This window comes from Paenibacillus sp. V4I3 (assembly GCF_030817215.1).
Taxonomy (GTDB): domain Bacteria; phylum Bacillota; class Bacilli; order Paenibacillales; family NBRC-103111; genus Paenibacillus_E.
In genome coordinates this window covers 6,785,757-6,811,793 of sequence record NZ_JAUSZA010000001.1, presented here as the reverse complement: position 1 = coordinate 6,811,793, position 26,037 = coordinate 6,785,757, and the positions used below count along the sequence as shown (strand labels likewise).

Sequence of the window (26,037 nt, the reverse complement as noted above, 5' to 3'; positions counted from 1 at the left end):
AAAAAGCTTTCGGCGTATGGAGAATGGTGATCTTGACGTTAACATTCAGCATGAGTCTAAGGATGAGCTCGGATACTTGTATGGCAGATTTAACCAGATGGTCACAAATCTTCGTTCTTTGATCGATCAAGTCTACAGGCAGAAAATTATGACGCAACGGGCAGAGTTGAAGCAACTCCAATCGCAAATTAATCCACATTTTCTATACAATAGCTTCTTTATTCTGAGAACGATGGCAAAGATTGGAGACGTCGAACGTATCGGACAGTTCGCAACGCAGCTAGGCGAGTATTTCCAATTCGTTACGCGGAATGCTTCTGACGAAGTATTGTTGAGACAAGAAATTCACCATGCCAGGATGTACACAGAGATTCAGGAACTACGCTTCTCGCGACGTATCCGGGTGCAATTCGACTCTCTCCCACCGGAAATAGAGCAGGTGTCAGTGCCACGTTTAATTGTACAGCCCATCATTGAAAATGCGTTTGAACACAGCTTGGAACAAATGAAACGCAGCGGATGTGTTGTCATACGCTTCGAGACGGCAGAGTCCGAAATCCGCATTGTGGTGGAAGATAACGGTGAAAGTTTGACGGATGAAGCTTTGCAGCGTATATCGGATACCTTGGATAACGATGATGAGCAAACGGAGACGACAGGTTTGGTGAATATTCACCGCAGGGTAAAACTCACATTCGGTGAAGCATATGGTCTGCGAATAAGTCGAAGTGAGCTCGGCGGATTGCAAGCAACCATTAGTATTCCCTTAAAAGGGGGTGAGATCTATGATCAGAATGCTGATCGTTGATGATGAGGAAATCATTACAGATGGGCTTTTTGACGTATTTAGCCAACTGAATTTGAATCTTGATTTGTATAAAGCCTATTCCGGTGAAGAAGCGCTGGATTGGATGAACACTACGAGAGTGGACATTGTGTTGTCCGATATCCGTATGCCCGGGATGGACGGCCTGGAGCTAATGAGAAACATACGTAGTAGTTGGACGCATTGCAAAATCATTTTTTTGACCGGATATAATGACTTTGATTATGTCTACCAGGCGATTCAAACTCCCGGGGTTAGCTATCTCCTGAAAAGTGAAGAGTACGATAAGATTATTAAGGCGGTTACAGATGCAATACATGAATTGGAGAATAGTTTAAAGTTCCATGATCTCATCAAGCAATCGAGTGAGAAACTTAGCACACTCGAAACGCTTGCTCAAGGCAACTATTTCCGCTATTTGCTTCAGGGGACGCGAGCAGCGGAGGCTTTGGAAATTGACTTCCGTAAATTGGGTATTGCTCTTGATCCAGCTTTGCCCATCCTCGTAGCGGTTGGTGACCTGCAGCGTACGAACATGCACTATTCCTTTGCTGAAAGTCAGGAAGCAGCACTTGCAGTCAAATTCTTGGCAGAGAAATTTCTGGCTGAACGCACAGATAGTCTTGGAATCATTGATCATTACGGCAGCCTCGTCTGGCTCGTTCAACCGAAGTATGCCGATGGAACGGTTGAGGCGTATGCTCGTACGGTAAACTTTCTAGAAGGACAGTTCGAGCTTATGCAGCGTGCTTGTCATGAATCTCTGGGAATCACTTTTGCCATTACACTCTGCGCCGATACATGTGAATGGAAGCAGCTTTCAGAGATGTACGATCGAATTAGAAGTGAGCAGTATTGGCGAGCGGGAGACGGCTCCCAGATGATACAAACGGTCAACTTGGAAACGATTGAAACATCGGCCAACTCTAGGACGCTGAGGGAAAAGGCGGAGTCATTGGCGATTTATCTTGAAAGTGGAAATAGAGAAGGATTTCTCCATCTGTTCAAGGAACTCACGGAAACGGCTTTCGATGAACGCGGGAATGGGGGACCGTTTGCCTTGGAGTTGTATTATACGATTGCTCTCTTCTTCTTGTCCTACGTTAATCGTTGGGAGCTGCACGATAAAGTGGGAACAATCGGGCTCATGCAAAGAGATAGGCACTCATCTTGGCAAGATAGTTTCGAATTTTTGAAACAGATCGCAGAATCCTTGTTCGATCTTCGTTTGAGTGTAGAACGTAACAGAGCAGCTGAGGTGATAGAGAAGGTACGCTCGTATATTGAGGAGCATCTTGGTGAGGACTTGTCTCTCGTACGTTTAGCTAGCGTGATTCACTTCAATCCGTCCTATTTATCGCGGCTTTTTAAACAGGAAAGTGGAGTCAATTTATCCGAGTATATTGATGAAATTAGAATAGAGAAAGCCAAAATTTTGCTCAAGAGGGACGAGCTGAAGATTGCGGAGGTAGGCGCGCAGGTAGGGTATGAAACCCCGCACTCTTTTACTCGGTTTTTCAAGAAATCTACCGGTGTGACTCCTGTGGAATATCGTGAGACTGCAAGGAAATAAGAGCAATCACGCCAACTGATATGGCGCATAAGGAGAGAATGCGGCGATGGGGAATGTGACGATAACGAATCCGATCATCTGGGCGGATGTTCCGGACCCTTGTGTTATTAGAGTGGGAACCGCTTACTATATGGTTAGCACAAGCATGCATGCGATGCCCGGATGCCCGATTATGAGGTCTGAGAATTTGATGGATTGGAGAATCGTGAACTACGTTTACGATACCATAGAGAATAACGATGCGCACAATTTGCTGGACGGAAGAGGCATTTACGGCAAAGGATCATGGGCCGCAAGTTTGCGTTATCATAAGGACATGTTTTATGTGTGCTTCTCAAGTAATGATATGAACCAGTTTTACATTTACAGGACGGCAGATATTGAGAACGGGGGATGGGACCGCTCTGTAATTGCAGGAATCCATCATGATCCGAGTCTGCTGTTTGACGAAGGCCGCGTTTACATCATTCACGGAAACGGGAATGTCCATATTACTGAGTTGACATCTGATGTGATGGCGGTAAAATCTGACGGCATCAATCAACGGCTCTTCGAGACGGAGCGAGACGGTATCGGGCTGCGGTGCGAGGGATGCCATGCGTATAAGCTGAACGGTTATTATTACTTGTTCTTCATAGAGTGGCCCAATACCGGAAACCGGCGGCGCAGACAGCTTTGTTATCGTTCACGGGAGCTTTTGGGGCCTTATGAACATAAAGTAATTCTAGATGACGACATGGGCTACCTCAATAATGGTATCGCTCAAGGAGGCATTGTCGACACGCCGGCTAATGAGTGGTATGCCGTATTATTTCAAGATCATGATGCTGTGGGTAGAATTCCCTTTGTACTGCCAGTTTCTTGGGTGGACGATTGGCCGGTCATCGGGAAGGATGGAAAGGCGCCAATGAAATTTGAAGCGCAGTTGCCAAGCTCGGGCTCTAATTCTTTGGTGATCAGCGATGAGTTCGAGTATGAAGAAAATAAATTGGCATTAAGTTGGCAGTGGAATCATAATCCGGATAATGGGCTATGGTCGGTGACCGCGCGGCGAGGCTGGTTGCGTTTAGTGACGGGGAATATAACCCGTAGTGTCTTATTAGCCCGCAATACATTGACGCAACGGACGGAAGGACCTGGGTGTATCGGAATTACAGTGATGGATGTAACTCAAATGAGGTCGGGAGATCACGCGGGTATGGTTGCGCTCCAAAACAACTTTGGAACAGTCGGCATTCAAGTTGAAGCGAACGGCAACCGCTATGTTGTGATGTGTATCAATCAAGGCGACGGCGTTGAAAAATCGGTCGAGTGGCTTCAATATGAAGACAACCTGATTTATTTGAAAATTCACTTCGATTTTGAAAATAGCATGGATACTGCAAGCTTTTACTATTCAGCAAACGGTGAAGAATGGAATCAAATCGGCAGCTCGCTTAAAATGAAATATACGCTGGACCATTTTATGGGATACCGGATTGGGTTGTTTAATTATGCTTCCAGACATATTGGTGGGCATGCTGACTTTGATTTTTTTCGGTTTACCAAGGTGGATAATAACGCACGGTAAGAAGACCAAGTACTATACAGAAGCTAAGCTAGGTATTGGTATACCAGCTATTCAAGCCCCTATCCTGCTTCTGCAGGATCGGGGCTTTTGTGCTGTCTACTGGCCGTAATTAATGAACTGTCGTTTTTATTTGATGGAAGTCCCTCTATCGATAGAAATCTACGTTGCTTCGTGTCCACAATGTCAAAAAATTCGACAATACAGGGGAAGATCTCGAGGATTTGATCTCAATCGGGACCATCGGCCTGATCAAAGCGATTGAGTCATTCTCGCCGAACAAAGGAACGAAGCTGGCGACATTTGCGGCTCGATGTATCGAGAACGAGATCCTTATGGATCTGCGTTCGTTGAAGAAAACGCGCAAGGATGTGTCCTTGCATGATCCCATCGGCACGGACAAAGAGGGGAATGAAATTACGTTGATCGACATCCTCGGGACGGAAGCGGACGATGTCGTGGATAAAGTGCAGTTGAAGATAGAGAAGAGCAAAATCTATGGTTGTGGTGCAAAGCTCTAATACATGATAACATGATTGAAATGATTTCATGGGATGGGGCAATTACGTTGGAAACTGAATTAGATTTGTTTAAGTGGAAGCAGTATGAATCTGAAGTTATCTTGCTAACAGTAAGATGGTATTTGAAATATAGCCTAAGTTATCGTGATCTAGTGGAGATGATGGAAGAACGAGGTCTTGGGATGGCTCATACAACCATCATGAGATGGGTCCATGAGTTTGGGCCGGAAATTGACAAACGAATTCGGCCCTATTTAAAGCCAACAAACGATTCCTTCCGGACTGATGAAACCTATATTAAAGTCAAAGGAAAGTGGAAGTATCTTTATAGAGCAGTAGATTCAAAAGGAAACACGATTGACTTCATGTTGTCTGAAAATCGAGATGCTCCCGCAGGTAAGCGATTTTTCAAGAAAGCATTGACTTCAACACACAATCAATTGCCACGCGTGATCACCGTCGATAAAAACCCAGCGTACCCAATCACAGTTCAGCAATTAAAGGACGAGAAGGCTATGAAACAAGAAACATTACTACGACAAAAGAAATATCTTAACAATATTATTGAACAAGATCATCGATTTATAAAGAAAATCATAAAACCAATGCTGGGATTCAAGTCTTTTGAAACTGCAGAATATACAATCGCGGGAATCGAAGTCATGCATATGCTAAGGAAAGGGCAGGTCGAATGCATTCATTCGTCTGTCCTTTCTTCAGTTGAATTAATCAACAAATTGGTTGGTTTGACAGCATAATCAAACAACGAAATCGCGGATATCTTTGATCGATTTTAATTGTTGCACCAAAACCCGCTGTGTCGGGTGTCATCTACGTGTGGGGGATTTTGCGGTTTAATCTGCTTCGGTTCACACCGCTTGCGCTGACTCAAGTGTTCGACACGATTCGGGATGGAGTTATTCTGCTTGATTATGAGGATCAAATCGTCAGTTACAACAGTGCGGCCGAAGAGGTGCTTCCGGAACTCGGTTTAACAAAGCATTACCCCCGCTTATGTCGGGGAGGTTCTGCCCTCCAGTCCGGAACTGATTGAACGCATTCGCGCTGCAAGCACCGGAGACGAACGCTTCCCGTTCCATAGATTCCATGCAAACCGCAACAAGCACTATAACTGCAGCTTATCGTTCATCTACGATTCGGGCACTCCGATCGGAAAAATGTTGATGTTCAATGATATTACAGAATTGAAGGACAACGAGGCACGATTGCGCGAGAGCGCAAGACAGCTATCGGAGTTGAACTCGTTCAAGGACAAGATGTTCACCCTCGTTGCGCACGACATTCGCGATCCGATCGCTCTCCTCGTCAGCCTAACCGAACTTCTGGGTGAGGAGCTTGCTTCCACCGAAGATGAGCATGCCGAATTGTTCCGAGAGCTCCAGGGACAAGTGCAAGGCACGTACCATCTCGTCGAGAATTTGCTCGACTGGTATCGCAGCCAGAAAGGGAAAGTCGTGTTTCGACCATTAGGCTGGAATTTGCAGCAGGTCGTCCGTCAGTCTTTGTCGCTTGCGGGAGCGAAGGCAGTCATGAAGCAAATTCGGATGACCGAGCGAATTGACGAGAAGCTTACGGTTAGCGCGGATAAAGAGATGCTGGATCTCATTCTGCGAAATTTGCTCTCAAATGCGATCAAGTTTACTGGAATCGGCGGGGTGATTGAGATCGGAGCCGTTCTGGAAGGCGATCGGATCGTCGTGTCCGTAAGCGACAATGGAGCGGGAATCGACGAGAAGACGGCGGAAGTGCTGCGTCTGGACGAGCCGTTCTTCAAGGTGTCAGCCACCGGAGACGATCCGGGGAATGCGAGATTCGGACTGGTACTTGCCAGTGAGTTTGTTAGCATTCATGGCGGCAGCCTTTGGTTTGACAGCGTACCCGGAGTTGGGACGACCTTCTCCTTCACTCTGCCCAGATCGACTGGCGGGAGAAACTCATTAGACGATGGAATGGAGGCTGAGACGCATGAAAGTGAATTTTGGTGGACGATGAGCCGGCGATGCATTTGATTTTGCACAAAATGCTGGATAAGCTACCCGGGGTCCACGTTGCGGGCGCTTTTACGGATGCGTTGTCCGCAGCCTCCTTCTTAAGTGAGAACGCCGATATCGGCCTGGCTTTCGTAGACATTTCGATGAAAGGCGAGAACGGGATGGAGTTCGCCGCAAAGTTGGGTGCTTCTGACTCTCTCATGCATGTTGTTTTCGTCACTTCCCACAAGGATTTCGCCCTGGAAGCTTATGAACTGTCCGTGATGGATTATTTGGTTAAGCCGGTTTCCCAGGAAAGGCTGAAGCGGACGGTACATCGTGGGTTCACGAACTGGAGGGCTCTCCATTCGCCATCACTACAGGCTCCAGCTTCCCAGAACCAAGGGAGGATCGTCATAACAGCGCTCGGAGACATTGTTGTGAGCAATGAAGCGGGACGAGTGAAGTGGATCTCGCGAAAATGCACAGAGCTGTTCGCCTATTTACTGTTTTACCGTGGCAGCCGTATTTCTCGTTCGAGGCTAATTAAAGACTTTTTTGGAGGCATGGATCAAGTCAATGCGGAGAATTATCTGAATACGACTGTGTATCAACTTCGTAAGTCTTTGGAACCGTTTGGCATGCGCGAGGCTTTACGCTCGGAGAACGACGGCTACGCGCTCGAATTGAAGGATCCCGTTATCGATTACGTGGAATTTGAAAAGCAGGCGGAGAAGCTGCAATCCATTGACGCCTTGAATGTGGAGAGGGCGCTGCAATCGAACGGATGTATACAGGCGATCTGTTCGGGGACAAAGCCTATGTGTGGGCCACTTACGAGATGGAGCGCTATGCAAGGTTGTATGCGTCGTTTTCAGTAAAGCTTGCCGCAGCGCTTATTTCCTTGCGGGATATGAACGCTGCGTCCAAGCTGCTGCTCAAGCTGAACGAGCGCAATCCGCTGGACGAATCTGTTGTACGTCATCTTATGACGATACGCGAGCAGACCGGGGACAAAAAAGGATTGACCGCTCTGTATACCGATTATGTTCGGCTACTCAGCCGGGAGCTCGGCATTCGTCCGTCCGAGGAAATGATTCATCTATACGAGTTGTTGGTAAGCCGATTTTCCGACAAAAAATAAATAATGACGTCAATTAAAAAAACGCGAAGGCTTGATGCTACGCGTTTTTTTTCTATTTATGGCCGAATCTTTCATTATTCTTTTAGTTGGCTTTAGTAGACTTATAAAGGATATAATAGGGGGCGTCGGTGGTGTTGGATACCAGAATATTAATATTGATTTATTATAGATGGGGAGTGAGAGGAAAATGAATCGAAAAGTAAAGCAGACTAATCGTAACTTATTAAGTTTCATGCTGGGGATGCTGATTTTTTTGTCAGGCGTAGCCTACTATATGGGCGCGCCAATGGTTGCCCAAGCGGCGGCTGAAGAATGGTTCGATGTAGGCTCCGCCGGTTTTTCGGCAGGTAATGCAGATTATACAAGTATAGCCATCGACAGCAGCGGCACCCCTTATGTTGTGTATAGGGATTATGCTTACGGCAATAAAGCAACCGTCATGAAATATAACGGAAGCTCGTGGGTGAATGTAGGCTCCGCCGGTTTTTCGGCAGGTGAAGCAATGTATACAAGTATAGCCATCGACAGTAGCGGCACCCCTTATGTTGTATATAGCGATGCTGGGAACAACTACAATAAAGCGACTGTGATGAAATACAATGGGAGCAGTTGGGTGACCGTAGGCAGTGCGGGCTTCTCGGCAAGTGCGGCTTATTATACATCGATAGCGATAGACAGCAGCGGCACCCCTTATGTTGTATATCAGGATGGGATCTCCTCTAAAGCGACTGTGATGAAATACAATGGGAGCAGTTGGGTGACCGTAGGCAGTGCGGGCTTCTCGGCAGATATAGCTCAGTTTACATCGATAGCGGTAGACAGCAGCGGCACCCCTTATGTTGCATATAGTGGTCCTGTGATGTACGTCTTTCAACAGACCGTGATGAAATATAATGGGAGCAGTTGGGTGACCGTAGGCAATGCGGGCTACACGGCAGGTAACGGTGTTCATACATCGATAGCGATAGACAGTAGCGGCACCCCTTATGTTGCATATAAAAATGGGCAATCCTTTAAAGCGACCGTGATGAAATACGATGGGAGCAGTTGGGTGACCGTAGGCAGTGGGGGTATTTCTACAAGCTTAGTTACTGATACATCGATAGCGATAGACAGCAGCGGCACCCCTTATGTTGTATATAATGATAATGAGAACTCCAATAAAGCGACCGTGAAGAAATACAATGGGAGCAATTGGGTGACCGTAGGCAGTGAGGGCTTCTCGGCAGGCAAGGTTACTTATACATCGATAGCGATAGACAGCAGAGGCACGCCCTATGTTGTGTATAGGGATGGGGGTAACAGCAATAAAGCAACCGTCATGAAACTTACAATGATATACACTGTGAAGTATGACGGCAACGTCGCTACGTCCGGAAGCGCGCCGACGAACAGCACCACTTATCAGTCGGGAGATACGGCCCCGGTTCTGGGCAACACGGGAGGCCTAGTGAAGACGGGCTACACGTTCGCGGGTTGGAATACGAAGGCGGACGGAACCGGAACGGATTACGTGGCAGGTGCCCCGATCAGTATAGGTTCAGTCGACGTGACACTGTACGCGAAGTGGACGGCGGTGACAGTGACAGGAGTGACGCTGGATAGGAGCACGCTGACGCTGATGGTGGGAGGCGGTACGGCTACGTTGACGGCGACCGTATCGCCGAGCAACGCAGCGAACCAAAATGTGACATGGACGAGCAGCGATACGTCGGTAGCGACGGTGGACAGCAGCGGCGTGGTGACGCCGGTAGGCGCCGGAATAACTTTCATCACGGTGACGACGAAGGACGGAAGTTACACGGCGACAAGTGCGGTTGCAGTGAGCTCGGCTAATCTTTTATTTTGCGCTTTTGAGCAGGATACCTGCAGTTTTACGAGTTCTAGCACAGTGCATGTGCGTTACGGCTCGAATGAGAACTATACATATGGGGATTTTAGTAGTGCTTTCACTTGTGATAATAAAAGGTTCGGCGATCCTGCGCCTGGTTCTCGCAAAGCATGCTTTATCCTTGTACAGACAGTAAGCTTCAACAGTAACGGCGGTACGCCTGTGAGCAGCCAGACGGTGAACTATAACAGCACGGCGACCCAGCCTGCCGACCCGACGAAGACCGGGTACACGTTCGGCGGATGGTACAGCGACAGCGGTCTGACCACGTCCTTCGATTTCAATACTCCGATTACGGTGGATACGGCGCTGTACGCGAAGTGGACGGCGGTGCCGGTGACAGGAGTGACGCTGGATAAGAGCACGCTGACGCTGATGGTGGGGGGCGGCACGGCTACGCTGACGGCAACCGTATCGCCGAGCAACGCAGCGAACCAAAATGTGATATGGTCGAGCAGCGATACGTCGGTAGTGACGGTGGACAGCAGTGGCGTTGTGACGCCGGTGGGCGCCGGAATAACTTTCATCACAGTAACGACGAAGGACGGAAGTTACGGGGCGGCAAGTGCGGTTGCAGTGAGCTCGGCTAATCTTGCATTTTGCGCTTTTGAGCAGGATGCCTGCAGTGTTGCGAGTTCCAGCACAGTGCATGTGCGTTACGGCTCGAATGTGAACTATACATATGGGGATTTTAGCAGTGCTTTCACTTGTGGTAATGGTACGTTCAGCGATCCTGCGCCTGGTTCTGTCAAAGCATGCTTTATTGTTGTTGCACAGAAAGTAAGCTTCAACAGTAATGGCGGTACGCCTGTGAGCAGCCAGACGGTGAACTATAACAGCAAGGCGACCCGGCCTGCCGACCCGACGAAGACCGGGTACACGTTCGGCGGATGGTACAGCGACAGCGGTTTGAACACAGCATTCGATTTCAATACTCCGATTACGGCGGATACGACGCTGTACGCGAAGTGGACAATGACAAATGCGGTAACGCCAAACATTACCACGCAGCCTGCGAACCAAACGGTGAACGAAGGCGACAGCGCGTCTCTGAGCGTAGCAGCTATGGTGAGTGATGGGGGGACGCTGAGCTACCAGTGGTACAGCAACACGACCAGCAGCAATAGCGGTGGAACAGCAATCAGCGGCGCAACGAGTGCATCGTATGCAGCGCCAACGACAACGACAACGACGGGAACGACGTACTACTATGTCGTGGTGACGAACACGAACAGCGACGCAACGGGCAGCCAAACGGCAACGGCAACGAGCAGCGTAGCCACGGTTACGGTGAACGCGGTAACCAACGCGGCCACGCCGAGCATCGGCACGCAGCCTGCGAACCGAACAGTGAACGTCAGCTCCAGCGCGAATCTGAGCGTAGCGGCGACGGTGAGCGACGGCGGAACGCTGAGCTACCAGTGGTACAAGAACACGAGCAACAGTAATAGCGGAGGCACACCGATTATCTTCATAGGAACGAGCGCATCACTTGTAGCGTATCAGTCAACGGTGGGAACGACGTACTACTACGTCGTGGTGACGAACACGAACAGCGGAGCTACAGGCAGCAAGACAGCAACAGCAACGAGCAGCGTAGCCACGGTTACGGCGATCCCGCTGACGAATGCGGCAACGCCGAGCATCTACTCGCAGCCGACGGGAGCAACGGTGAACGAAGGCGCCAGCAGCCCGATCTTGAGCGTAGCGGCGACGGTGAGCGACAGCGGATTTCTGAGCTACCAGTGGTACAGGAACACGAGCAGCAGCAATAGCGGCGGCACATTGATCAGCGGCGCAAGGAGCTCATCGTATGCAGCGCCGACGTCAACGGCGGGAACGACGTACTACTACGTCGTGGTGACGAACACGAACTTCGGCGCGACGGGCATCCAAAGGGCGACGGCGACGAGCAGCGCGGCGATGGTAACGGTGAACGCGCTGACGAACGCGGCCACGCCGAGCATCGGCACACAGACGACGGGAGCAACGGTGAGCGAAGGCGTGAGCAGCCCGGCCTTGAGCGTAGTAGCGACGGTGAGTGACGGGGGGACGCTGAGCTACCAGTGGTACAGCAACACGATCAGCAGCAATAGCGGCGGCGCAGCGATCAGCGGTGCAAAGAGCGCATCGTATGCAGCGCCGACGGCAACGGCGGGAACGACATACTACTATGTCGTAGTGACGAACACGAACAGCAGCGCGACGGGCAGCCAAACGGCCACGGCAACGAGCAGCGTAGTGGCGGTAACGGTGAACGCACTGACGAACGCGGCCACGCCGAGCATCGGCACACAACCGACGGGCGCAACGGTGAACGAAGGTGACAGCAGTCCGAGCTTGAGCGTAGCAGCGACGGTGAGCGACAGCGGAACGCTGAGCTACCAGTGGTACAGCAACACGACCAGCAGCAATAGCGGCGGCACAGCAATCAGCGGCGCAACGAGTGCGTCGTATGCAGCGCCGACGACAACGGCGGGAATGACATACTACTACGTCGTGGTGACGAACACGAACAGCAGCGCAACGGGCAGCCAAACAGCGACGGCAACGAGCAATGCGGTGGCAGTTGTTGTGAACGCGCTGACGAACGCGGTCACGCCGAGCATTGGCACGCAGCCGACGGGCGCAACGGTGAGCGTAGGCGATAGCGCGCCTCTGAGCGTAGCAGCGACGGTGAGCGATAGCGGAACGCTGAGCTACCAGTGGTACAGCAACACGACCAGCAGCAATAGCGGCGGCGCAGCAATCAGCGGGGCAACGAGCGCATCGTATGGAGCGCCGACGACAACGACGGGAACGACATACTACTACGTCGTGGTGACGAACACGAACAGCAGCGCGACGGGCAGCCAAACGGCGACGGCGACGAGTAGCGCGGTGTCGGTAACGGTGAACGCGCTGACCAACGCGGCCACGCCGAGCATCGGCACGCAGCCGACGGGAGCAACGGTGAACGAAGGGGCGAGCAGCCCGACCTTGAGCGTAGCAGCGACGGTGAGCGATAGCGGAATGATGAGCTATCAGTGGTACAGCAACACGACCAGCAGCAATAGCGGCGGCGCAGCAATCAGCGGGGCAACGAGCACATCGTATGCAGCGCCGACGGCAACGGCGGGAACGACATACTACTACGTCGTTGTGACCAACACGAACAGCAACGCGACGGGCAGCCAAACGGCGACGGCGACAAGCAGTGCGGCGTCGGTAATGGTGAACGCGCTGACCGACGTGGCAACGCCGAGCATCGGCACGCAGCCGACGGGAGCAACGGTGAACGAAGGCGCCAGCGCGCTTCTGAGCGTAGCGGCGACGGTGAGCGACAGCGGAACGCTGAGCTACCAGTGGTACAGCAACACGACCAGCAGCAATGGCGGCGGCACATCGATCAGCGGCGCAACGAGCACATCGTATGCAGCGCCAACAACAACGACGGGAACGACGTACTACTACGTCGTAGTGACGAACACGAACAGCAGCGCGACGGGCAGCCAAACGGCCACGGCAACGAGCAGCGTAGCCACGGTAACGGTGAACGCGCTGACCAACGCGGCCACGCCGAGCATCGGCACCCAGCCGACGGATCAAAAGGTAAACATGGGAGGCAGCGCCACCCTGACTGTTGCAGCTAGCGGTGGAGCCTCGCTTAGCTATCAGTGGTACAGCAGCACCACGAACAGCACCAGCGGAGGCACGCTCATCAGCGGGGCGACGAGCGCATCATATGCAGTACCGACCACAACTGCCGGGACGACGTACTACTACTGCGTGGTGACCAACACCGACACTAGTGCGACAGGTAGCAAAACAGCAACAGCAACAAGCAACGTAGCCAAGTTGACCGTCAATGCGGCAGTGTCTTCAGCACCATCCTCAGCACCTTTGGCGCCTACGGGGCTTACAGCAATAGCTGGGAATGGGCAAATTGCGTTAACTTGGAACGGCGTATCAGAAACAGTCGCCTATAGTGTATATGAGGGAACAGCTTCCGGCTCCTATGGCTTATCCCCCATAGCGACAGTGAGCGGCGCGACCTACAGCTACACGGTAACGGGGCTGACGAACGGCGCGACCTATTATTTCGCAGTAAAGGCGAGCAACGCGGGAGGAAATAGCAACTTCTCCAACGAAGTCAGCGCAACACCGAAATCCGCAACACCGAGCGCATCCAGTAATGCGAATCTGAGCAGTATGGCAGTATCAGGAAAAACGTTGAGTCCGTCGTTTGATCCGGGTACATTTTCCTACAAAGCGAGCGTGGCGAACGGTGTAACGTTGGTGACAGTGACGCCAACAATATCGGATAGCAATGCGACGATGACGGTGAACGGAACGGCAGTGACGAGCGGGCAAGCGTCGGGGGCGATCAGCCTGAGCGTGGGTAACAATCCGATCACCGTGGCAGTAACGGCTCAAGACGGAAAGACCACGCAGACGTACACCGTGAACGTGACTAGAGCCGAAGCGATAACGGCCAGTTCTACTGCACCGATTCAGGTGACGACTGAACCTGTATCCATTACCGTCCCTGCGAGCGTAACGAATGCCGAGATTGCGGTCGCAACGACAACGGCAGGATCGAACAAAGAAGCGACGCTCCCGTTAGTGGAAGTGCAAGCGGCTACCACTCTGGGCAATGTGAGTGTAACGATTCCAGACGGAACGAAAATTACGGCTCCCGCCAATTGGGACGGCACAATCAAGCTGCCGCAAGTGCAAAGCAACAGCAGCGTAACGGTCAATAGCGGCACCGTGAGCACCGTCATTGAAATCGGATCGACGGATGTATCGTTAACGTTCGATAAGGCGGTGCGTTTGCTCTTCCCGAACCAAAAGGGCAAACAGGTCGGTTTTGTACGAAATGGCGTATTTACCGAGATCACGGGCACGGTATCCGCAGACACCCAAGCAGCGGCAGACAGCGAAATTGCCGCAGGCGGAGACAAGAAAATTACGGTGGGTAATGACCTAGTGGTTTGGACGAAACACTTTACCCAATTTGTCATCTATACGACGGTTACGACCACAGGCACAACCGCAACAAGTGGTGGCGGCGACGGTGCCGCAACTAACTCCGCAACGATTGCGGCTGCCAGCGGGGGAACGATAACGCTGAACGGAGTCACAATCGAAGTTCCGGCCGGAGCGATGGCTAGCAACATTCAAGTTACGGTAGATAAAGTGAACGACATCTCGATCCTGCCCGTAGACAGCGCTTTGCAATTGGTCAGCGAGGTGTACGAGATCAAGAAAGATAAGGATGGCGACTTTAGCAAGCCGGTCGTTATTACACTACCTTTCGACAAGACGAAGGCGGACTTTGCGAAGTCGACGGCAGGCGTATATTGGCTGAATGAACAAACCCATAAATGGGTGACATTGGAAATCCTGAAAGTCGACGAAGCGAACGGGACGGCATCCGGATCGGTGAGCCATTTTACGAAATTTGCCGTTCTGGTATCGGATAAAGCGAAGACCGCGCAGCCGCAAACGAACGAAGCGGACTTTGCCGATATCAAAGGACATTGGTCCGAAGCGAACGTGCTGGAACTGGTAAAGCTCAGCGCGATTAAAGGCTATCCAGACAACACGTTTAAGCCGAATGCGAACATCACAAGAGCGGAATTCGTGACCGTCATCGTCAAAGCGTTCCATCTTGGGGCGCAAGATGGCAAAACCTTTGCCGATACGGAAACCCACTGGGCCAAGAGCGCGATTGCGACTGCCGCAGCGACAGGCATTATTGCCGGGTATAGCGATAACAGTTTCGGGCCGGACGATCTCATTACCCGCGAGCAAATGGCGGCGATCGTCGTTCGCGCCGCCAAGCTGGCTGCGACGGACAAGAGCGTCAACTTCCCGGATAGCGCCGAAATATCCGACTGGGCACGCACGGCTCTTGCAACGGCGACAGCCAAAGGCTTGATCAACGGTTATGAAGACGGCACAGTGAAACCGAAAGTGAACACGACCCGCGCAGAAGCGGTCACGGTCATTCTCAGAGCTTTACAAGCGAAACCGTAGTGGTTCTGATGCGGGGCTGCTATCGCTGAGCGCCAAATTGATCGGCAGCAAAAAATTCAGATGAACGAATGGAAAAGGGACTATCCGCAGGCATGAATGATTGCCGGAGGATAGTCCCTTTTTTTGCTATAAATCAACAGTGCTTATATTTAATTTTTCAATCTCCTCTTTCGTCAGCCCGGTTACCTCCATGATAGTGAAAATGTATAAGTTTTGGTTTGAGCATTGACTGGCAGTTTTCGCTAATCAAGCCGTTCTTCAACTGCAATCAGCTTCCTTCGGATTAAGCCTCTCGTCTGACACCTGCTCATGGTTAACGGAGCACCCGTTCGGGACGTCAAAAGGTTGTGTACACCAAGCAACGCTTCCATAAATTTGAATAAAATCTCATCAAAGTAAGAATAAACAAATGCTAAATAAAAAATAATCCCCATTCTCTTTGAGGATAGGGTTATTAATCCTTAAATACTTCTTTGATAGGATGCAGGGAGGTGTTCTTTTCCCAATAAATGATGTACTCTTACCGTTGCTTGTTCCGCTTGCAACGTTAGTAGAGTTCAGCGGCTGTTCGTATATAAAGTTGCGGAGAAAAATAGGTTTCCAGTGTTACTGTGTCGGGGGAGAAAGATTTCTTTTACATCTATTTTAATTTGGTTTGAGTTATTCAAAAACTAAAGGTTAGGTAAGAAGTATTTTCTTCAATTTCTTTAAAATTAATGTTAAGCATCTAAAAATTTAATCAATTCAAAGGTTCTATGAAAAGTAATGCTCCAAATGTATCTAAGAAGTGTCAAATGAACACTTATGACATTTAAATAGAGATCTTAATGCATCTGCGCTCGCTGAAGAAAACGCGCAAAGATGTTTCCTTGCATGATCCCATCGGAACGGACAAAGAGGGGAATGAAATCACGTTGATCGATATTCTCGGCACGGAGGCCGATGATGTCGTGGATAAGGTTCAGCTCAAGATAGAGAAGAGTAAAATATATCGGAACTTGGAAATCTTGGACGATCGCGAGAAGGAAGTCGTCGTTGGCCGGTTTGGGCTGGAGCTTGGCGGTGAAGAGCGGACGCAGCGAGAGATTGCGAAGGAGCTGGGCATTAGCCGCTCCTATGTGTCGCGGATTGAGAAGAGGGCGCTGATGAAACTGTATCATGAGTTTTATAAGGCGAAACGATAAGGGTTACGAATCGGATACTTCATTTATTTGGACGATGTGCAAGTAATGGAGGTGAAGGTTATGACATTAATTCATATTGAAAATGCCAGTAAGTATTATACGATGGGCGAGGAAACGATTAAAGCGTTAGACGATGTCTCGTTAGATATTGATTATGGAGAGTTCGTGGCAATCATGGGACCGTCAGGTTCCGGCAAATCAACACTGATGAACATCATCGGGTGTTTGGATGTTGTAGATAAAGGTATCTATGATCTGGATGGTCATGCAATAAATGTCTTAAGGATTCTGGGCTTGCTGAGATTCGTAATCAGAAGATTGGCTTCGTTTTTCAGAGTTTTAACTTGCTGCCGAGATTAAGTGCTTATGAGAATGTGGAGCTGCCTTTGATTTATCGGGGAATGAGCAAGAAAGAGCGGGAGCCGCTTGTATTTCATGCATTGGAAGCGGTGGATTTACTGGACCGCAGGAAGCACTTTCCTTCGGAGCTGTCTGGTGGACAGCGGCAGCGAGTAGCGATCACGGTATCGCTTTCCCGAGAGCCAAAGGTACTTTGATGGATGCTGGTTTGGAAACAGCGCTAGTCATGTATTATCCTGGGCGTATGGATGGAGGTAAGGTTGTAAATCAACTGTTATGCAACGTAGACTTAATGCCGACTCTCCTCGAATTTATTGGAGCAGATGTCCCGCAAGGGATTGATAGAAACAGCTTTTTGAACCTATTGAAACCTGCGGAAAGTAATCTGCCAACCCGCGATCATTCCTTTTCTGAGCTTACCTGGCATGACCAATATCACCCTATGCGGAGTGTATGGACAGGGAAATTTAAATATATCCGTAACTTTGAGGATGGCCCGTCGGTTTACTTGCCGCTTGATATTCATCGAATCTTTCGGGAGTTGTCGTAAGAGATGAGTATTACGCTCCTAACGTTCCGGAGGAGTTGTACGATTTGGAGAAGGATCCGATTGAAAAATGTAACGTTGCCAACCTTCCAGAGTATGCGGAAGTTCTTATAGAGCTAAGGTCTAAGGTTGATGCTTGGATGAGCCGTACGAAAGACCCTTTGTTGAAAGGAAGCGTTTCGGGAATTGCCGCTCCGGATTGGCAGGAACAGTTTGATAACAGTACTGCATATTCGTATAAAAGAAAGCCATAACAGATGAAGGATTGAGTATATTCTACTTGGGCTAAATAGACCGGAATCCTTAAATCAGGGTTTCGGTTTATTTATGTCAGGGTATGACAATCGGAATTGACAAACCAGTTCTAAGAACAGAAAGGGGAAAAAGGGCATGCTAATAATCAACCCTATATCGATGAATGTCCGGTATTCCTCGTATGGTGCGCTGACATTAGACGTCTGCAGATTGCCGCCAGTTTATATGATGTAGAGGAACTAACGCTGCCCGATTCGACGGAGATCTTCCTGATTTCAACGATCGATGCCGCTTTGGCAGCGCAAAACGGAGCGGTTACAGTAGAATCGCTAGGCCTTGGTATCGTCTATATCGGCGGAATACGGGATAAACCAAAGGAGATATCCGAGTTGCTGTTACTGCCCAAGTGTGTCTATCCCGTATATGGAATGTGCGTCGGATACCCGGCTCAGCATCTGACACAAAGACCTCGTCTGCCGGTTGAAACGATTGTTCATCATGAAAGGTACTCAACGGAATCGTATGCGGCTGGAATTGAATCCTACAACCAAGCCATTCGGGAATTTTTACTAACGCGGACAGGGGGAAATCGGGATTCCGATTGGTCCAAAGAAATGGCCGCACGGCTTCGTTCCAGAAAAAGAGATCATTTGCGGTCATTTCTGCATGATCAATGATTTGATTTGAAATAATCGGAATGAATATTAAGTGGATTGATGGATATAACCAAAAGAACCGTCGGGAGATCTTCCCTGACGGTTCTTTCTTACATTGAAACTCTCTGCTTCTAAATGCGGAGCCGATTCTCATTTCTGCGTGCCCAGCTCTTTGAGCGCTTGCTCAACAAACTTACTTTCCAATACATGCGAAGTATCAAGTTTTTTGTTTATCGCCCCTACTGAATAAAGGAAGTCGGCCTGCTCTTGATGGGCTTTGGCGTATTCGGCAGTGATCGGTGATAGCAAAGGTGTTGAGTTTTTCAAAACAGTGACGATGATCTCTTTGTCAAGCTTTTGCGTTTTGACAAATTCGTCTGCAACTTCGTCTTGATGATCTAAGTAATATTTGCGGGCTTGCTCGTAAGTTTTCAGGAAGAGCACTGTGAGATCGGGGTGTTCCTGGGTAAACTTGGTTCTTGCAATCAAGAAGCCGGGAGCATTGATATTCAAATCTTGACCGGATACCAATATTTTAGCGCCGGTTTGAAAGACGGCAGTGGTCGCATATGGATCCCAAATCGACCAAGCATCAATCGCGCCGCTATCCAAAGCAGGTCTGGCTTCATCGGGTTGAAGCTGAATCACTTTAATGTCGTCGCCTTTCAAACCGACCTTATCGATAGCCATATATAAGAAATTATAAGCGCTGCTGCCTTTGGCTACTGCGATTTTCTTGCCCTTCAAATCCTTTAGTTCTTTGATCGGACTATTTTTCGGAATGATGATCATATTGCCTTTTTTACCGTCTCCCGTGACGCCAATGGCTTTGAAATCTAAGCCGCCGACTTGGCCGGAAATGACCGGCGTTCCTCCGACGCTTCCGAAATCGAGTCTTCCTGAAGCCAATCCTTCAAAATGGGGAGGGCCACTGGCAAATTCGTTCCATTTTACTTCGGCTCCAACAGCTGCAAAGGCTTTTTCGAAAAATCTGTTTTCCCGGGCGTAGACGAGGATGCCGGTTTTGCCCTGTACACCGATATTGACGGTTACTTTTTCTTTGGGCTTAGCATCCGCTGCAGTTTGACTGCTGGGTGTGGAAGATGCTGCAAGTGAAGGAGCAGGCGTATTCGAACCGGCGGATGTGTTCGCTGTTTTTCCGCATGCTGTTAGTACCAGCCCCAAATAGAGAATGGTTAAGACGGATAAGCTTTTGAAAAACCATGTTTGCTTTTTCATGATGAAGAACCCCCTTTTGAAATTTTTAATTAGTTATTTTAAGAGGAGACTGAGGCTTTCTGAAAACGATTGATCGGTTTAGCTAAGTCAAGGTGTTCGCGCAGCGTCCGGCCCGTATATTCGGTACGATACAATCCGCGTCGCTGGAGTTCAGGAACGACCAGATCGACGAATTCTTCCAAACCTCCCGGTAAATAAGGCGGCATAATGTTGAATCCATCGCAGGCCCCTTGCAAAAACCATGCTTCGAGTTGATCGGCGATCTGTTCAGGTGTCCCGGCAATCGTACGGTGCCCGCGTGCGCCGGTTACTCGGGCGATTAATTGCCGAATGGATAGCTGCTCCCTCCTCGCCATATCGAGAATAAGCTGATATCGGCTTTTTGCCCCGTTAATACCCGTGGAGTCCACCAGATCGGGGAGCGTTCCGTCCAGATGATAAGTGGAAAGATCATGCCGCAGAATCCCGGATATCATCGAGAGACCAACCGCCGGGTGAACGAGCTCTTGCAGAGCGGCCTCCTTCTCCTTGGCTTCTTCTTCCGTAGCTCCGATAATAGGGAGTATCCCCGGCAAAATCTTCAACTCACTCTCTGTACGGCCATATAAGGGGAGTTGGCTTTTTAAACTGGAATAGAAGCTTAGTGCCTCATCCAACGTTTGCCAAGCCGTGAATACAACTTCCGCTGTCTGTGCAGCAAAAGCCTGACCGGTTGTCGAGGACCCGGCCTGCACGATAACGGGGCGTCCTTGCGGGGAGCGATGCACATTCAGAGGACCGCGGACGGAAAAATGCGTTCCGTGATGATCGATGCTGTGCACTTTGTCCGGGTTGGCGAAAATGCCGGAAGCTTTGTCAATGATTAGAGCTTCATCTTCCCAGCTGTCCCACAGTGCAGTGACCACATCGACGAATTCTTTCGCGCGTTCATAACGAAGCGAATGATCCAAATGCTGGTCGCGGCCAAAGTTATGCGCGGTCACTTCCATACTGGTGGTTACCGCGTTCCATGCCGCTCTTCCTCTGCTTAAATGATCAAGTGACGCAAATTTCCTCGCGACATGAAAGGGCTCGCTGTAAGTGGTAGATACGGTGCCGGCAAGGCCGATATGCTTGGTGACGGAAGCGAGTGCAGACAAAAGCATGAGCGGCTCAGCCCGGACCGGCACGGTGTGTTTAACCGCTGTGTCCAAATGCTCCGGTAAGGCAGGAATGTCTTCGATAAAAATCATGTCGAACTTACCGCGCTCGGCCGTTTGCGCAAATTTTCGGTAAAAGTCAAACTTCAACAAACCTGCGGTATCGGTGTGCGGGTATCTCCATGCAGCGACATGATGACCGACTCCGAAAATGAATGCCCCCAGATGAAGCTGTCTCTGTTTATTCCCCATGAATGATTCCTCCAATTTGTTATGTGTTATTGCCCGGAAGCGGCATTGCTTTCGAAACGGCTTGGGGGACGAACTAAACCCAGATGCTCACGCAGCGTAGTACCGGTGTATTCGGTACGAAATAGCCCGCGTTTTTGAAGCTCGGGAATGATCTTCTCTACGAATTCCTCAAGGCCTCCAGGCAAATAGGGCGGCATAATATTGAAACCGTCGCAGGCTCCCTGTGTGAACCATTCCTCCAATTGATCGGCGATTTGCACCGGAGTACCAGATATGGTTCGATGCCCGCGCGCCCCCGTCACCCGGTACATGAGCTGCCGGATGGTCAAGTTTTCCCTCCGGGCCATGTCCGCCACGAGCTGGAAGCGGCTTTTGCCTCCGTTAATTTGCTCCAGCTCGGGAAGCTCGGGCAGCGGTCCGTCAAGCGGGTAGCCGGTCAGGTCGACACCCAGCGATGCGGACAGCATCGATAATCCGACTGCAGGTAACACTTGCTGCTGAAGCAGCGCTTCTTTTTCTCTGGCTTCCTCTTCCGTCGCGCCTATGATAGGGAAGATCCCAGGCATAATTTTCACTTCATCCGGAGATCGGCCGTACTGAACGGCAAGTGATTTGACGCTGGCATAGAAACGCTGCGCTTCTTCGAGTGTCTGCCAAGCCGTAAAGACGACCTCCGCCGTTTGGGCGGCGAGATGCTGTCCGGTATCCGACGCTCCCGCCTGAATAATAACCGGTCTTCCTTGTGGAGAGCGGGGCAGATTTAAGGGACCACGTACAGAGAATTCAGGACCCCGATGATGGAGCTCATGAACCTTTTGCGGATTGCCAAACAAGCCGGCGTCGCGATCGGAGATAATGGCGTCGTCTTCCCAGCTGTCCCACAGCGCAGTGACGACATCGACGAACTCGCGCGCCCGCTCATATCGCTGATCATGATCCGGGTGCTTCAATTTGCTGAAATTATGGGCTTCTTCATCTCGTCCCGAAGTCACCACATTCCACGCAGCGCGTCCTCCGCTTAAATGGTCGAGCGTAGAAAATTCCCGTGCCAGATTGTAGGGCTCGTGGTAGGTTGTTGATACTGTGGCAGCAAGCCCGATTCGTTCCGTCACACCGGACAAATAAGCAAGCAAGGTGAGCGGTTCAGGCCTCACTGTGACGGTATGTTTGATACTGGTTCGGTACCGGTCGATAACCGCTAATGTATCGGCGAGAAAGATCATGTCGAACTTGCCTCGTTCTGCCGTTTTCGCAAAGTTCTCATAAAAGTCATGATTTAGAATGCCGTGTGCATCCGTATCGGGGTAACGCCATGCGGCTACATGATGTCCGACCTGAAATAAAAATGCACCGAGATGCAGTTGACGCTGAGGATTGTTACTCATGTAATAGCCTCCATTTACAAGTAGGTTGATTGGTTCAATGGTATACTCTCGCCTTCGCGAATGAATTGGCAGGTAAAGGCAGGCCATAATGATCACGAAGGGTGGTGCCTGTATAAGAAGTGCGGAACAGGCCTCTCCGCTGCAGTTCGGGGACGACTTGTTCCAGGAAATCATCCAGTCCGCCGTTCATCAGCTGCGGCATAATATTGAAGCCATCAGCCGCATAGCTGACAAACCATGCCTCCAGCTCATCCGTAATTTGCTTCGGCGTACCGGCGATCGTCTTATGACCGCGTCCTCCCGCCAGTCTCAGCAGCAGCTGCCTGATCGTCAGCTTCTCTCTACCGGCCAGTTCTTGGATCAGCTTCGTGCGGCTTTGATGGCCGGGGATTTTGCTGGAGTCGGGAAGTTCCGGCAGCGGTGCGTCCAGAGGATGAGCGGTAAGGTCAATGCCGATCCGATTCGAGAGTTGGAGCAGACTGTATGCCGGATTCGTCAGTTCGTGCAGTTCGGCTTCTTTCTCTTTCGCCTCGGCTTCGGTTTTGCCGATAATCGGGCAGATACCGGGCAAAATTTTCACATGCTCCGTTTCTCTTCCGTGCTGAAGCACACGGGCTTTGACATCAGCATAGAATGTCTGCGCATCCTCTAATGTTTGCTGTGCGGTAAAGATGGCCTCAGCCCATTGAGAGGCAAAATCCTTGCCGTCCTCCGATGAGCCTGCTTGCACGAGAATCGGGCGGCCTTGCGGTGAACGCGCTGTATTCAATGGCCCCCGAACCGAGAAGAATTTTCCCTTATGATGCAGTTCATGCACCTTATTTCTGTCCGCATAAATACCGGCTTTCTTGTCCCGGATCAGGGCCTCCTCCTCCCAGCTATCCCAAAGCTTTGCCGTGACTTCCACAAATTCTGTGGCTCGTTCATATCGTTCTTGGTGACCGGCAATGTGCTCGAGATTAAAATTTTGCGCTTCGCTATCCGTACCCGAGGTGATGATATTCCATCCGGCCCGGCCTTGGCTAAGGTGGTCCAATGATGCGAACCGGCGGGCGACATTGTAGGGTTCATTGAAACTCGTGGAAACGGTGGCAATTAAACCGATTCGTTTCGTCACGACGGCTAAAGCCGACAATAGTGTGAGCGGCTCAAAACCGCCAAGAGCGCCGTATTGGACCGCCGTTGGTGAAGTTGCGTAGCGGTCAGCGAGAAAAAGCGAGTCCAGCTTGGCAGCTTCGGCTTTACGCGCGAGCTCCTGATAATGATTGAAATCATGGACTCCTTTCAGATTAGAGCTTGGATGTCGCCAGGCGGCTTCGTGATGCCCCATACTGGAAAGAAAAAGATTCAAATGCATTTGACGAGTTTGTTTTGTCATCCCGTTCCCTCCCTTTTTTACAAGTTGAATAAATAAAAAAGACTCCGCCTGCATACCAGTTAATAACGCTGGCAGCAAGGGAGCCTTTGGTGGACCAATAGGCTTAATGGGCTGTTAAAAGTCATGTTAGCAGGTTTAATCCGATTATACAAGTAGGAAATATAAGGATTTTAATATAACAAGTTTTTGGAAATTGTTGTTGACCAACTTGAACGACTGGTGATATGATCGCTTTAAATCCAAGTAAAACGATATGAATTAAAGTATTAAAATGAAATCAAAGTCTACCAGACCACTGGAGACTCCGTCTCGTTCATTTTGAATGGAGCAGGGGGGTCTTTTTTTATTTCCTTAATCCCTGAAGGAGAAATGTGTTAGCCAGGTGAGCCATTTACGCCAAATTTAAGGAGGAAACTTCTATGAGTGTAATTTCGTTAGATATCGATTTACCGCAAAAATGGTTTCATACGCCTCAAGGCACAAGATTAGAAGCGCTCAACAACATCAAGTTGACTGTAAAACAAGGAGAATTTATTACCATTATCGGACCGAGCGGTTGTGGGAAAAGCACACTGCTTAAAATTATTGCTGGATTGGACACGGATCACGGAGGTCAAGTTCTTTTGGAACAAAAGCAAGTCACCAAGCCTGGTATTGATAAAGGGTTTATTTTCCAGGAACATCGCTTGTTTCCATGGTTAACGGTCGAAGCAAACATCGCAGCAGATTTATCTTTGAATGACGCTGCAGTCCGCAAAAGGGTGGATGAGCTCATTGAATTGGTTAAGCTGAAAGGATTTGAGAAGGCGTACCCTCGTGAACTGTCAGGAGGAATGTTGCAACGCGTGGCGATCGCCAGGGCGCTACTCCGTAATCCCAAGGTATTGTTATTGGATGAGCCCTTCGGCGCACTGGATGCTTTTACCCGCTCTCATCTCCAGGAGGTTACCCTGAACATTTGGGAGGCTAATCGAACGACTATGGTGCTTGTCACACATGATATCGATGAAGCTGTTTTCCTTGCTACACGCGTCGTTGTAATGAATGCAAGACCTGGGACGATTCGAACAATTATTCCTGTCGACCTCCCTTACCCAAGGAAGAAAGCGTCCAGTTCTTTTCAAGAGCTTCGGAAATTGGTGCTGAACGAGTTCGAACGAATCGAGGAATTGGAGCTGATCGACAGCTCCGGCATTTAAATCATTTCACGAAAGAGAGGGATCCGGATATGAATCAAGCAGAGCTAGCAGCGGGAACCGGTAACAGTCTCGTCCAGCAAACATCAAAAGAAGTTCCTGCGTCTCCGCAAGTTGAAAGAAATTTGAAAACGAATAAAACAGAAACCAAATGGCAGCTTATCGCGAGAGGGGCTGTCCTTCCGGTTACCGTTTTGATCATTTGGCAGATTTTTGGTTCTACAGGCATGATCTCGAAGACGCTGCTGCCGACTCCAATTGAAATATGGCTGGCATTTTACGATTTGCTGATCAGCGGTGAACTGTTCAAACATTTGAAAATCAGCATTTGGCGCGCCGCAGTCGGATTTTTGCTCGGAGGAAGTCTGGGGCTTATTTTCGGATTACTCGTTGGTTTATTCCGTAGGTTTGAGCATTCGGTTGATCCAACCGTACAAATGCTTCGAACCATTCCCCATTTGGCTATAACTCCGCTTTTCATTTTATGGTTCGGTTTTGGCGAATTCTCCAAAGTTTTGCTTATTGCCAAAGGTGCTTTTTTCCCGCTTTATGTGCAGACGTTTCTAGGGATCCGCAATGTCGATTCCAAGCTGTTTGATGTGGCAAGGGTTCTGGAGTTTAGCAAGTTCAAGCAAATCACCAAACTGGTGCTTCCTGCGGCACTGCCCAATATATTGCTCGGGTTGCGCTTATCAATCGGCGTAGCCTGGCTGGGATTAGTCGTCGCAGAGATAATGGGATCCAGCGAAGGTGTAGGGTATTTAATTATGGATGCCAGACAGTTTTCTCAGACGGCCGTCGTATTTGTGGGTATCATGATTTTTGCATTCGTTGGAAAAGGCTCGGATTCTTTGGTTCGCATTTTGGAGAAAAAACTGTTGAAATGGCGCGATAGCTTTAATGGATAAG

At 49.8% G+C, this 26,037-nt stretch carries 19 protein-coding genes and 3 pseudogenes; 18 read left to right on the top strand and 4 right to left on the bottom strand.

Annotated features, from left to right (window positions below; all coding sequences use genetic code 11):
• Nucleotides 1-16 precede the first annotated feature (16 nt).
• From QFZ77_RS31390 to QFZ77_RS31315, 16 genes and pseudogenes are all read left to right on the top strand, one after another.
• Entirely contained in the window at nucleotides 17-808 is a 792-nt protein-coding gene (locus tag QFZ77_RS31390; RefSeq protein WP_307445938.1) for a sensor histidine kinase, read from the top strand.
• Nucleotides 786-2,399 (top strand): response regulator transcription factor, encoded by a 1,614-nt coding sequence (locus QFZ77_RS31385; protein WP_307445936.1) that lies wholly within the window; start codon nucleotides 786-788, stop codon nucleotides 2,397-2,399. Before QFZ77_RS31390 ends, QFZ77_RS31385 begins: the two co-directional genes overlap by 23 nt.
• A gap of 46 nt (nucleotides 2,400-2,445) precedes the next feature.
• Entirely contained in the window at nucleotides 2,446-3,969 is a 1,524-nt protein-coding gene (locus QFZ77_RS31380) for a glycoside hydrolase family 43 protein (protein WP_307445934.1), read from the top strand.
• A gap of 164 nt (nucleotides 3,970-4,133) precedes the next feature.
• Nucleotides 4,134-4,466 (top strand): annotated as a pseudogene (locus QFZ77_RS31375) (sigma factor); the annotation flags it as partial.
• 68 nt (nucleotides 4,467-4,534) lie between these two features.
• The gene (locus QFZ77_RS31370) at nucleotides 4,535-5,245 is read left to right on the top strand and encodes an IS6 family transposase (RefSeq protein ID WP_307445932.1); all 711 of its coding nucleotides are present in this window, start codon (nucleotides 4,535-4,537) and stop codon (nucleotides 5,243-5,245) included.
• Nucleotides 5,246-5,322: 77 nt separating this feature from the next.
• Nucleotides 5,323-5,541 carry a PAS domain-containing protein gene (locus QFZ77_RS31365; protein ID WP_307445930.1) on the top strand — a complete coding sequence of 73 codons (219 nt, stop codon included), beginning with the start codon at nucleotides 5,323-5,325 and terminating at the stop codon, nucleotides 5,539-5,541.
• 130 nt (nucleotides 5,542-5,671) lie between these two features.
• Nucleotides 5,672-6,517, top strand: a complete 846-nt coding sequence (locus QFZ77_RS31360; protein ID WP_307445928.1) for a sensor histidine kinase — start codon at nucleotides 5,672-5,674, stop codon at nucleotides 6,515-6,517.
• Nucleotides 6,490-7,359 carry a response regulator gene (locus tag QFZ77_RS31355; protein ID WP_307445926.1) on the top strand — a complete coding sequence of 290 codons (870 nt, stop codon included), beginning with the start codon at nucleotides 6,490-6,492 and terminating at the stop codon, nucleotides 7,357-7,359. Before QFZ77_RS31360 ends, QFZ77_RS31355 begins: the two co-directional genes overlap by 28 nt.
• Nucleotides 7,266-7,622: a bacterial transcriptional activator domain-containing protein gene (locus tag QFZ77_RS31350; RefSeq protein ID WP_307445924.1), complete on the top strand. Its 357-nt coding sequence runs from the start codon at nucleotides 7,266-7,268 to the stop codon at nucleotides 7,620-7,622. Before QFZ77_RS31355 ends, QFZ77_RS31350 begins: the two co-directional genes overlap by 94 nt.
• A gap of 187 nt (nucleotides 7,623-7,809) precedes the next feature.
• The gene (locus tag QFZ77_RS31345) at nucleotides 7,810-15,537 is read left to right on the top strand and encodes an InlB B-repeat-containing protein (protein WP_307445922.1); all 7,728 of its coding nucleotides are present in this window, start codon (nucleotides 7,810-7,812) and stop codon (nucleotides 15,535-15,537) included.
• A gap of 818 nt (nucleotides 15,538-16,355) precedes the next feature.
• Nucleotides 16,356-16,721 (top strand): annotated as a pseudogene (locus QFZ77_RS31340) (sigma-70 family RNA polymerase sigma factor); the annotation flags it as partial.
• A 60-nt stretch (nucleotides 16,722-16,781) separates the two neighbouring features.
• Entirely contained in the window at nucleotides 16,782-17,081 is a 300-nt protein-coding gene (locus tag QFZ77_RS31335; RefSeq protein ID WP_307445919.1) for an ATP-binding cassette domain-containing protein, read from the top strand.
• Complete coding sequence (locus QFZ77_RS31330) at nucleotides 17,066-17,278, top strand: ATP-binding cassette domain-containing protein (protein WP_307445917.1); 213 nt, start codon at nucleotides 17,066-17,068, stop codon at nucleotides 17,276-17,278. Before QFZ77_RS31335 ends, QFZ77_RS31330 begins: the two co-directional genes overlap by 16 nt.
• Nucleotides 17,278-17,631 carry a sulfatase/phosphatase domain-containing protein gene (locus QFZ77_RS31325; protein WP_373462782.1) on the top strand — a complete coding sequence of 118 codons (354 nt, stop codon included), beginning with the start codon at nucleotides 17,278-17,280 and terminating at the stop codon, nucleotides 17,629-17,631. The genes QFZ77_RS31330 and QFZ77_RS31325 overlap by 1 nt, the downstream gene beginning before the upstream one ends.
• A 44-nt stretch (nucleotides 17,632-17,675) precedes the next feature.
• Nucleotides 17,676-17,882 (top strand): hypothetical protein, encoded by a 207-nt coding sequence (locus QFZ77_RS31320; RefSeq protein ID WP_307445913.1) that lies wholly within the window; start codon nucleotides 17,676-17,678, stop codon nucleotides 17,880-17,882.
• Between the two features lie 153 nt (nucleotides 17,883-18,035).
• A pseudogene (locus tag QFZ77_RS31315) lies at nucleotides 18,036-18,560 on the top strand (nitroreductase family protein); the annotation flags it as partial.
• Between the two features lie 129 nt (nucleotides 18,561-18,689).
• Here the strand turns inward: QFZ77_RS31315 and QFZ77_RS31310 are convergent.
• From QFZ77_RS31310 to QFZ77_RS31295, 4 genes are read right to left on the bottom strand one after another with little or no spacing between them, the layout of a single operon-like run.
• Nucleotides 18,690-19,778 (bottom strand): aliphatic sulfonate ABC transporter substrate-binding protein, encoded by a 1,089-nt coding sequence (locus tag QFZ77_RS31310; RefSeq protein WP_307445909.1) that lies wholly within the window; start codon nucleotides 19,776-19,778, stop codon nucleotides 18,690-18,692.
• Nucleotides 19,779-19,816: 38 nt separating this feature from the next.
• Entirely contained in the window at nucleotides 19,817-21,169 is a 1,353-nt protein-coding gene (locus tag QFZ77_RS31305; protein ID WP_307445907.1) for an LLM class flavin-dependent oxidoreductase, read from the bottom strand.
• Between the two features lie 26 nt (nucleotides 21,170-21,195).
• Nucleotides 21,196-22,554: an LLM class flavin-dependent oxidoreductase gene (locus QFZ77_RS31300; protein WP_307445905.1), complete on the bottom strand. Its 1,359-nt coding sequence runs from the start codon at nucleotides 22,552-22,554 to the stop codon at nucleotides 21,196-21,198.
• A 34-nt stretch (nucleotides 22,555-22,588) separates the two neighbouring features.
• Entirely contained in the window at nucleotides 22,589-23,932 is a 1,344-nt protein-coding gene (locus tag QFZ77_RS31295; RefSeq protein ID WP_307449989.1) for an LLM class flavin-dependent oxidoreductase, read from the bottom strand.
• Nucleotides 23,933-24,351: 419 nt separating this feature from the next.
• On the opposite strand from QFZ77_RS31295, the gene QFZ77_RS31290 reads away from it, so the two are divergent.
• Both QFZ77_RS31290 and QFZ77_RS31285 read left to right on the top strand, forming a co-directional pair.
• The gene (locus QFZ77_RS31290; protein WP_307445903.1) at nucleotides 24,352-25,131 is read left to right on the top strand and encodes an ABC transporter ATP-binding protein; all 780 of its coding nucleotides are present in this window, start codon (nucleotides 24,352-24,354) and stop codon (nucleotides 25,129-25,131) included.
• A 29-nt stretch (nucleotides 25,132-25,160) separates the two neighbouring features.
• Nucleotides 25,161-26,036, top strand: a complete 876-nt coding sequence (locus tag QFZ77_RS31285) for an ABC transporter permease (RefSeq protein WP_307445901.1) — start codon at nucleotides 25,161-25,163, stop codon at nucleotides 26,034-26,036.
• Nucleotide 26,037: the final 1 nt, after the last annotated feature.